This is a genomic window from Nostoc sp. NMS8 (genome assembly GCF_017115045.1).
In the GTDB taxonomy this organism is placed as follows: Bacteria; Cyanobacteriota; Cyanobacteriia; order Cyanobacteriales; family Nostocaceae; genus Nostoc.
The window spans coordinates 1-8,650 of the sequence record NZ_JABXKK010000006.1; the positions used below are offsets into that span (position 1 = coordinate 1).

General features: G+C 46.0%; 9 protein-coding genes and 1 pseudogene. 8 read left to right on the forward strand and 2 right to left on the reverse strand.

Translation table 11 applies throughout. The features are described from left to right. Positions 1 to 51: 51 nt before the first annotated feature. Complete coding sequence (locus HWQ39_RS00445; protein ID WP_292840025.1) at positions 52 to 648, forward strand: hypothetical protein; 597 nt, start codon at positions 52 to 54, stop codon at positions 646 to 648. Continuing rightward, entirely contained in the window at positions 629 to 1,360 is a 732-nt protein-coding gene (locus HWQ39_RS00450; protein WP_292840028.1) for an HAD family phosphatase, read from the forward strand. Before HWQ39_RS00445 ends, HWQ39_RS00450 begins: the two co-directional genes overlap by 20 nt. Before the next feature lie 22 nt (positions 1,361 to 1,382). Here the strand turns inward: HWQ39_RS00450 and HWQ39_RS00455 are convergent, their stop codons facing one another. Both HWQ39_RS00455 and HWQ39_RS00460 read right to left on the reverse strand, forming a co-directional pair. Further along, the gene (locus HWQ39_RS00455) at positions 1,383 to 2,345 is read right to left on the reverse strand and encodes a sugar-binding transcriptional regulator (protein WP_292840031.1); all 963 of its coding nucleotides are present in this window, start codon (positions 2,343 to 2,345) and stop codon (positions 1,383 to 1,385) included. Positions 2,346 to 2,646: 301 nt separating this feature from the next. Continuing rightward, entirely contained in the window at positions 2,647 to 3,450 is an 804-nt protein-coding gene (locus tag HWQ39_RS00460) for an SDR family NAD(P)-dependent oxidoreductase (RefSeq protein WP_292840034.1), read from the reverse strand. A gap of 154 nt (positions 3,451 to 3,604) precedes the next feature. On the opposite strand from HWQ39_RS00460, the gene HWQ39_RS00465 reads away from it, so the two are divergent. From HWQ39_RS00465 to HWQ39_RS00495, 6 genes and pseudogenes are all read left to right on the forward strand, one after another. Then, entirely contained in the window at positions 3,605 to 3,865 is a 261-nt protein-coding gene (locus tag HWQ39_RS00465; protein ID WP_292840037.1) for a hypothetical protein, read from the forward strand. Positions 3,866 to 3,883: 18 nt separating this feature from the next. After that, positions 3,884 to 4,948: a sugar ABC transporter substrate-binding protein gene (locus HWQ39_RS00470; RefSeq protein WP_292840055.1), complete on the forward strand. Its 1,065-nt coding sequence runs from the start codon at positions 3,884 to 3,886 to the stop codon at positions 4,946 to 4,948. Between the two features lie 167 nt (positions 4,949 to 5,115). Next, the gene (locus tag HWQ39_RS00475) at positions 5,116 to 6,036 is read left to right on the forward strand and encodes a carbohydrate ABC transporter permease (protein ID WP_292840040.1); all 921 of its coding nucleotides are present in this window, start codon (positions 5,116 to 5,118) and stop codon (positions 6,034 to 6,036) included. Further along, positions 6,033 to 6,855 (forward strand): annotated as a pseudogene (locus tag HWQ39_RS34335) (carbohydrate ABC transporter permease). The gene HWQ39_RS00475 and the pseudogene HWQ39_RS34335 overlap by 4 nt, the downstream one beginning before the upstream one ends. Before the next feature lie 37 nt (positions 6,856 to 6,892). Continuing rightward, on the forward strand, positions 6,893 to 7,996 hold the full coding sequence (gene ugpC / locus HWQ39_RS00490) for a sn-glycerol-3-phosphate ABC transporter ATP-binding protein UgpC (RefSeq protein ID WP_292840049.1): 1,104 nt from the start codon (positions 6,893 to 6,895) through the stop codon (positions 7,994 to 7,996). 5 nt (positions 7,997 to 8,001) lie between these two features. Then, positions 8,002 to 8,631 carry a hypothetical protein gene (locus tag HWQ39_RS00495; protein ID WP_292840052.1) on the forward strand — a complete coding sequence of 210 codons (630 nt, stop codon included), beginning with the start codon at positions 8,002 to 8,004 and terminating at the stop codon, positions 8,629 to 8,631. The last annotated feature ends 19 nt before the right edge of the window (positions 8,632 to 8,650 follow it).

Here is an 8,650-nt window from a genome sequence, read left to right on the forward strand (position 1 = left end):
ATAGCTTTCTTGTCTATTCCGTCAACTAAAAATTGTCCGGAGTATTGATATATGAAGTCGAGATTCTTGAATGCAGTCCACTCCTTTGTAGCCTGTTTAGCTGTCAGAGCAGGTATAAAGTATATGCATGAGGCAATCAGGCAACCGGAATTCCACTTATTTACTCGGCTTCTGATGGACGATATCGCAGCAGCAACACCCGTGCCTCGTCAGATGTGTGAACAATATATGGCTCAGGTATTACTAAGGCTGAGTAATGAGGATCTTCCCGATACGACTGAGAGAATCTCTTCAGAAACCTGTAGGAAGGTAGGTAAGTATATATTTCCCATACTCCAGGATGCTTATAGCCGAAAGGTCAGCATGAAGCGGATTATACTTCCCGTTGCGGCGTGGCTTCTTGCAGTCAGAGAGGGAGCGAGCGAGTCTGGTCAGCCCTATCATGCCAAGGATACCCAAAGCGCACTTACAGCGATTCAAGAAGGCGCAGCAATTAGCGGCATTCTGGGATTGGAGAATTGCGAACATACAGAGTTAGTAGATAATGAATGCTACCAAGCTTTGCGAGATATGCAGACGCACGGATTATTGGCTACGGTTAAGAATTATAGTGAGGGAGGTCTTTTAAATGAAACCGCTTCAGCATGATTTGGTGATACTTTTCGATCATGATGGAACTGTGGTTGATAGTGAAACTATCGCACTTGAGAGCGCCTGGAGGCTGACAAGTGAAGTAGCTCGTGAGTTCGCTGGCGCTCAACACTATGAGCTTGAGGACTTTGTTAAAAGTTTCGCAGGGAAACCTTACAGGGAAATACTCAAGAAGATATATCCAGACTCATTAACTACTCTTAATGAGGGAGATATTGATAGGCTAGTGGTTGAGGAAGAAAAGAGAGCGATTGAACGGCTTAGTGTAGAGGCCAAAGCGACTGAAGGAACGCCTGAAGTTCTCTCTTACCTGCGCGACGACGGATTTGAATATGCATTAGTAAGTAACAGCAGCTTTCAAAGGCTGAATGCTTGCCTTACTTCTGCTGCCCTGACCGATTATTTCCCAAGTGAGCAGATATTTAGCGCCCACGACTCTCTCCCCGTTGGACGACCAAAGCCGCTTCCTGACATCTATCTACACGCAGTGAAGTGTCTGGAAACTGAAGTTTCGGATTGCGTGGCAATCGAAGATTCTATCAGTGGGGTAAAGGCTGCCGTTGCTGCTGGAATTGGGCGGATTATCGGTTATGTAGGGGGAACTCATGTAAGCGAGGATGAACGAAAAACTCGTGCAGAAGCTCTTGAGTCGGCTGGTGCCGAGCAAGTTATTGAGCGGATGCACGATCTGATTGAGCTATTGAAATGACCATAACAGGAGGTGTGAAAAATCAGCTTTTGTCAAGAATAGCTTGGGCGACAACTTCATCAGCGATCAGTCCTGCGATCAACTTGCCACGCAGAGCCGCCAAAATTGACTCCACTTTTTTTACACCTCCTGCAATACCGATAATCAGCCGTTGGGTAGTTTGTTTGAGTGGGACACCGGCAACTCGGCTATTAGTTGCACCTTCAATCAAGACTCCTTGGCGATCGTATGCCCATCCGGCAATTTCCCCAACTGCCCCCAGTTCAATTAATTGAGTCACTTCGTCGTCATTAATGAATCCGTCTTGGTGTAACGGTGCATCCCAGCCAATTTGGCTAATTCCAACAAAGGTTGCTTTGGCTTGCTCTGCAAGGGTTTTGACGGTGATAAACGATCGCTGAGTCTGCAAGAGTTCTCGTTCTTCAATACTGGTCGCTACGACTGGAGTCGGAACTGGATATACTTGAGAACCAACGCGATCGCACAAATGCATCACAACTTCATAACGACCTGCACGCCCATATTGAGACATATTCCCAACTATTGAGACAATCTTATGCTGAGGTTGATTCATGGATGGGATTTGATCTACCATCGATCGCAAAGTCCGACCGGTGGAAAATGCCAGGATTGTTGGAGTTTTAGCAACAAGGTATGTCTCTAAGTGAGTAGCAGCACATACAGCAATTCCGTTGAAGCGATCGCCACTCCCTGCATCACTTGGAACTACTTCACAAAGGGATAGTTCAAATCTATCTCTGAGCGATTCAGCTAGAGCAATACACTCACTCAGGGGATGATCGAGCCGAAATTTGATCAGTTTTTCACTGACTGCTAATGCCACTAAACGCTGTGCCGCCTGCCGGGACACGTTCAACTTTGCAGCAATCTCTTCCTGTGTGTTTCCAGCAATGTAGTAGAGCCAAGCTGCGTGAGCTGCCTGGTCTAACTTGCGATCGCGCCGCTCTAACAATGGTTCTTTCATATTCCACCTATAGGAAGAGGAAGTATGCATCCCCCAAAGAGTAGATAAAATATTTGAATATCTGCTCAAAGATGCATTTTTTGCTCATTATGTTGTGTATACGCTATCACATTCTACGTTAATAAAAGTGGCTTTAAATAAACTCAAACGCAGCAAGACATTGCAGTAATAATCATGGGGGCTGACAACATTACTAAATTACTAACTTAGCAATCCCGTTTTCTCTAGGAAACTCCAAAAATTAAATTACCCAATTTCTACATCTAAGACGACTATCCAATTGTTCTCCCCCTGCTCCACCCTATTGCCCGCCAGTAAGCTCCAAATTAAAGCCTGTGATGTAACTTGCTTCATCGCTCATGAGAAATGCCACACTGTTAGCAACTTCTTCAAGGCTCCCCAAACGCCGCATTGGTACTGAATTAATCATTTGTTGCTCTACTACTTTAGGATCGGTATCAAAGTACTGCGATCCTACACCTGCCTGCAATTCGGTCTGCCGCGTCCACATCATACCAGGGCCAATCAGCGCAGGTGAGAGCGCATTCACCCGAATATGGTAAGGAGCCAAGTCTTTCGCTGCTGTCTGAGTTATCCCAATTACGGCAAACTTCGAGGCTGAGTAAGCGATCATATTTGGAGGGCCAACCACTCCTGCATAGCTTGCCATATTAACGATCGCTCCTCCACCCGATTTACGCAAGTGTTGTGCCGCAGCCTTGAGGACGTGAAAAACTCCAATAACATTGATGTCAATGACCTTTTGAAAATCTTCCTCAGGATACTCGTCAGTTTTGGCAAATACTCCTTGATAACCCGCATTGTTGAAAATATAGTCGATCCGCCCAAATTGCTCTACAGCAGCAGAAAAGGCTTGAGCAACATCCTCAGAAGCGGTGACGTTGCAGCGAAAGCTCAGAACTGGAATTTTATAAACTTCCAATTCATGAGTAACCTCTGCCATCTTCGCTTCGTTTAAGTCTAGGAGTACTACACCTGCACCATCTGCGGCAAAACGTTGTGCAGTAGCCTGACCAATATCACCAGCACCGCCCGTAATCAAAATCGTCTTGCCAGCAAAGTGATAGCTTGCTTTAGCTGTCATATCTTCAAACCCTTGTGAATATATGTTGCAAATCGTGTTTAAGTGCCCAGTATTTAAGATCAGCTAGTATCATTCAATTATTGGGACTTTGCCCAATTTTAGAGCATAAAATCATTTTTTATTAATATGATTTTAATACTAAAGGAGCTGTGCAATGCGTATGCCCCGCTTCGCTAAAATCTTGGTTGCATTCCTCGTTGGAGTGATGCTGGCACAACTACTACATGCCTGTGCGGGTTCGCAAGCAGCAGGGAAAACAAGGCTAACGATCGCTACTGTCAATAATGGTGACATGGTGGTTATGCAAGGGCTTTCCCACAATTTTGAACAAGCGAACCCAAATATTCAACTGAGGTGGGTTGTTCTGGAAGAAAATGTGTTGCGCCAACGCACCACTACAGATGTTGCTAGCTAGGGCGGACAATTCGATGTCCTGACAATCGGTTCCTATGAAACGCCAATTTGGGCGAGACGGGATTGGTTAAAACCATTGGATCTAGCCGCAAGTTACGACGTGAATGACCTGATAAAACCCATCCGAGAAGGGCTTTCTAACAACGACAAACTTTATGCTGTGCCGTTCTATGGGGAGAGTTCCATGCTGTATTACCGAAAAGACTTGTTTGAAAAAGCAGGGATTACGGTTCCGGAACAACCAACCTATCCCCAAATCAGGAAATGGGCAAGTAAGGTTCACGATCCAGCGCATGGAGTTTATGGTGTTTGTCTGCGCGGGAAACCTGGCTGGGGCGAAAACATGGGATTCGTGTCCACATTGGTCAACACCTTTGGCGGACAGTGGTTTGATATGAAGTGGCAACCCACTATAAATACTCCAGCCTGGAAAGAAGCGATCGCCTTCTATATCGATTTGCTCAAGAAATATGGGCCACCCGGTGCCAGTTCCAACGGATTTAATGAGAATCTGGCGCTATTCTCGACGGGTAAGTGCGGAATGTGGGTAGACGCAACCGTTGCCGCAGGGCTATTATCCAACCCGAAAGAATCTCAAGTTTATGATAAAATTGGCTTTGCCCGTGCGCCAATTGAGAGATATCCAAACGGCTCAAATTGGCTTTGGGCTTGGGCATTAGCGGTTCCAAAAACTTCAAAATCTCCCGAAGCTGCTCAAAAGTTTGTTGCTTGGGCAACCTCTAAGGAATATATTCAATTAGTTGCTAACCAAAGTGGTTGCGTTGCTGTACCACCAGGTACGCGGACTTCCACCTATAACAATCCCAACTATCAAAAAGCTGCACCCTTTGCTTCGATTGTGCTGAAGTCGATCCAATCTGCCGATATTAGCCGTCCAGCCGCACAACCAACTCCTTACAAGGGTATTCAATATGTGGATATTCCCGAATTTCAGGCGATCGGTTCTTCAGTCGGGCAAACTATGGCAGCAGCGCTAACTAATCGCCTTTCGGTCGATCAGGCGTTGGAGCGATCGCAGAGTTCAACTGAACGGTTTATGAAACATACCGGATATATCGAGTGAACCCGGAGATCCTCCCCAGCCCCCCTTAAAAAGGGGGGAGAATTTAGTCAACGTCCCCCTTTTTAAGGGGGATTTAGGGGGATCTAAATCTGAGGGAGAAGTTTGAAAATACACCAATTTCCGCCCATAAAACATTTCACAATCTAAAATTCAAAATTTATTAGGCTATGTCTTCTTCAGTAGCTGTAAAGCGTCACCACGAAACGCCACCCACTAGGCAACGAACTAAGCGGCAGGCATCAACCTTACCCCTGGTTGCGCCTTCTGTGATTGTCTTGCTGCTGTGGATGATTGTACCTCTGGTGATGACGCTATGGTTTTCCTTTCAGAGGTATAACCTGCTCAATCCAGACGCACGTAAATTTATTGGAATTGAAAATTTCACGTTCATCTTGAGCGATCCAGATTTATGGACTTCAATCGCTATCATAATAATTCTGGTTGTGTCTCTTCTGGCGGTCACAATTGGTTTAGGCACACTCCTGGCAATTCTGTTTGACCAGGACTTTTATGGTCAAGGGATTGCGCGGGTGCTGGCGATTTCTCCGTTTTTCGTCATGCCTACAGTCAGCGCTCTAGTCTGGAAAAATATGCTGATGCATCCAGTAAATGGACTGTTGGCTCAATTCACAAGAAGTTTGGGTTTAGGGGCGATCGATTGGTTTGCAGATTTTCCCCTGCTTGCCATCATTATCATTGTTTCGTGGGAGTCGCTTCCCTTTGCTCTGCTGATTTTATTGACAGCGATTCAGTCGTTAGATCGTGACCAGTTAGAAGCAGCCCGGATGGATGGAGCAAATGCGATCGCTCTATTTCGTTTCGTCGTGCTACCACATCTGAGTCGCGCCATTGCTGTAGTCGCCATGATCGAGACAATTTTCTTTTTGACTATTTTTGCAGAAATCTTTGTTACTACAGGTGGCGGCCCCGGAGTGGCAACGACCAACCTTGCCTATTATATCTTCCTGAAAGCCTTGCTGGAATTTGATGTCGGTGGTGCTTCAGCCGGTGGATTAATCGCGGTAATTCTTGCCAACATCGTGGCAATTTTTCTGATGCGTAGTGTTGCACGTAATTTGGATACATAACAATGGCACGTAAAACCTTGAAACGGTTGCTATTTACATTGCTCGGTTGGCTTGTCGCTTGCAGCTTGTTTTTCCCGATTTTCTGGATGTTTCTCACTAGTTTCAAAACGGAGGTGGCGGCGGTTGCAACTCCTCCTCAGCTATTTTTCCAGCCGACACTAGAAAATTATGTAGCAATCCAAGATCGGGCAAACTATTTCAATTACGCGCTCAACAGTGTGGTGATTTCACTCGGATCGACCATACTCGCGCTGCTGCTTGCCGTACCTGCCGCTTATGCGATGGCGTTCTTCCCAACAAAACGTACTAAGGGAACCCTGTTGTGGATGCTTTCTACTAGAATGCTGCCACCCGTTGGCGTGCTGGTGCCGATTTACATTTTATGTCGCAACGCTCGTTTGCTGGATACCCGCATCGGTTTAATTATTCACCCTGATCAATTTGCCAATTGTCGTCTGGATGATTTACAGCTTTTTTAGGGATGTTCCCAAAGATATCCTAGAAGCCGATCGCATGGATGGGGCAAACACACAGCAAGAACTGATTCATGTTTTGTTGCCACTAGCATTACCTGGACTTGCTTCCACCGCATTGCTTTCAATCATTTTGTCTTGGAATGAAGCCTTCTGGAGCCTCAACCTGACAACGGCGAACGCTGCTCCTTTAACTGCATTTATTGCCTCATTTTCCAGCTCTCAAGGATTGTTTTGGGCAAAACTTTCGGCAGCATCAACCCTGGCGATCGCACCCATCCTCATCTTCGGCTGGCTGAGTCAACGGCAATTAGTCCGGGGTCTGACGTTTGGTGCTGTGAAATAATCATCTGCTTTTCTTAAACTCCTTAACAGAAAATTCTATGTCAACAGTTGCTTTAAGAGATATACATAAACGGTATGCTGATACTCAGGTGATCAAAGGCATCGATCTTGATGTTGGCGATCGCGAATTTGTGGTATTTGTCGGCCCATCTGGTTGTGGAAAATCAACCTTGCTCCGCATGATTGCCGGACTAGAGGAAATTACCTCTGGCAAGTTGCTAATTGATGGAGAGGTAGTGAACGATGTACCTCCAGATAAACGTGGTTTAGCAATGGTATTTCAAACCTACGCCTTGTATCCTCACATGACGGTAGCGGAGAATATGGCATTTAGCCTGCGCCTTGCAGGTGTGCCAAAAGCCAAGCGTTATAAAAGGACGCGTGAAGTTGCTCGTGTCCTGCAACTGGAACCACTGTTAAACCGCAAGCCGAAAGAACTATCGGGAGGACAGCGCCAACGGGTAGCGATCGGTCGTGCCTTGGTTCGCAATCCCAAAATGTTTTTATTTGATGAACCACTGTCAAACCTGGATGCAGCTTTGCGTGTGCAGATGCGGATTGAACTTGCCAGCCTACACGACAGCTTGCAAGCCACGATGATTTATGTGACGCACGATCAGGTCGAAGCCATGACACTTGCTGACAAGATTGTAGTGTTGCAGGGCGGCATTATAGAACAAGTGGGTTCGCCGCTAGAACTCTACCACCATCCGCGCAATCTATTCATTGCCGGATTTATTGGTTCACCTAAGATGAACTTTGTCTCGGTAACAGTAAGAGCCGTCAATGATTCTGGTATAACTGTCAAACTTCCTGGTGATGCCAGTGTGACAATTCCCGTGAAGCCTGGAAAGCTATCGGTTGGAGATCAAGCTACATTGGGGATTCGCCCCGAACACCTGCAACTCGATCGCAATAATCCAAGCGTTAATGGTGAAGTGTTAGTTGTGGAACGACTGGGCGGGCAAACCTATCTCTATGTCAAGATTGAGGGGGGAGACACTGTAGTAGTGCAAACAGACGGAGATAATTCCAGCCAGTTGCGCGATCTTGTTCCTATCCACATTAGCGGCGAGCTTTGTCATCTGTTTGACTTACAGGGTGAAGCAGTTTCAAAAAGTCGTCGTCACCAACTAGCATAAATAAGATGAACAGCAATATCAGCACAGGCTCAACAATCAAGCTGAATCAAGCATCCCTGTCTCATTTACCTGGAAACGTGCGCGTACCCAAGTACGATCGCCATCAAATTACTAATGGAATTGTGCATATTGGGGTTGGTGGATTTCATCGATCGCACCAAGCACTCTATCTCGATGATTATTTCCATCAAAATCCTGGTAGTGATTGGGGAATCTGTGGTGTTGGATTGCTGGACTATGACTATGATAGGCGTATGCGGAATGCGCTTTGGTCGCAAGATTGTTTGTATACCTTAGTTGAGCGATCGCCTCAAAGCGATCGCGCTCGAATTATCGGTTCCATCATTCGATACCTGTTTGCACCAGACAATCGTCAAGCCGTCGCTAAGTTGATGGATGAGGTAACACCAACGCTCCAACCCGTTCCTGGGATTGATTTAGACGATTATAAAAAGACTTTAATTGAACGGTTTTCCAATCCCAAAATTCGCGATCAACTTCCGCGCCTATGCCTGAATGGATCTGCCAAAATTCCTAAGTTTGTTTTGGGATTGCTCCGTGATAAATTACAACTTGGAGGCGCGATCGATTACCTAAGTGATACCGTTGGCGAATTCCCTAAACAGCTAAACTGAACCGATTAGTTCAGCGATA

What these genes read in the sequence shown, in the direction of transcription:
- HWQ39_RS00445 (WP_292840025.1), top strand. Translation starts at nt 52, where the DNA reads ATGAAGTCGAGATTCTTGAATGCAGTCCACTCCTTTGTAGCCTGTTTA.
- HWQ39_RS00450 (WP_292840028.1), top strand. Translation starts at nt 629, where the DNA reads ATGAAACCGCTTCAGCATGATTTGGTGATACTTTTCGATCATGATGGA.
- HWQ39_RS00455 (WP_292840031.1), bottom strand. Translation starts at nt 2,345, where the DNA reads ATGAAAGAACCATTGTTAGAGCGGCGCGATCGCAAGTTAGACCAGGCA.
- HWQ39_RS00460 (WP_292840034.1), bottom strand. Translation starts at nt 3,450, where the DNA reads ATGACAGCTAAAGCAAGCTATCACTTTGCTGGCAAGACGATTTTGATT.
- HWQ39_RS00465 (WP_292840037.1), top strand. Translation starts at nt 3,605, where the DNA reads ATGCGTATGCCCCGCTTCGCTAAAATCTTGGTTGCATTCCTCGTTGGA.
- HWQ39_RS00475 (WP_292840040.1), top strand. Translation starts at nt 5,116, where the DNA reads ATGTCTTCTTCAGTAGCTGTAAAGCGTCACCACGAAACGCCACCCACT.
- ugpC (WP_292840049.1), top strand. Translation starts at nt 6,893, where the DNA reads ATGTCAACAGTTGCTTTAAGAGATATACATAAACGGTATGCTGATACT.
- HWQ39_RS00495 (WP_292840052.1), top strand. Translation starts at nt 8,002, where the DNA reads ATGAACAGCAATATCAGCACAGGCTCAACAATCAAGCTGAATCAAGCA.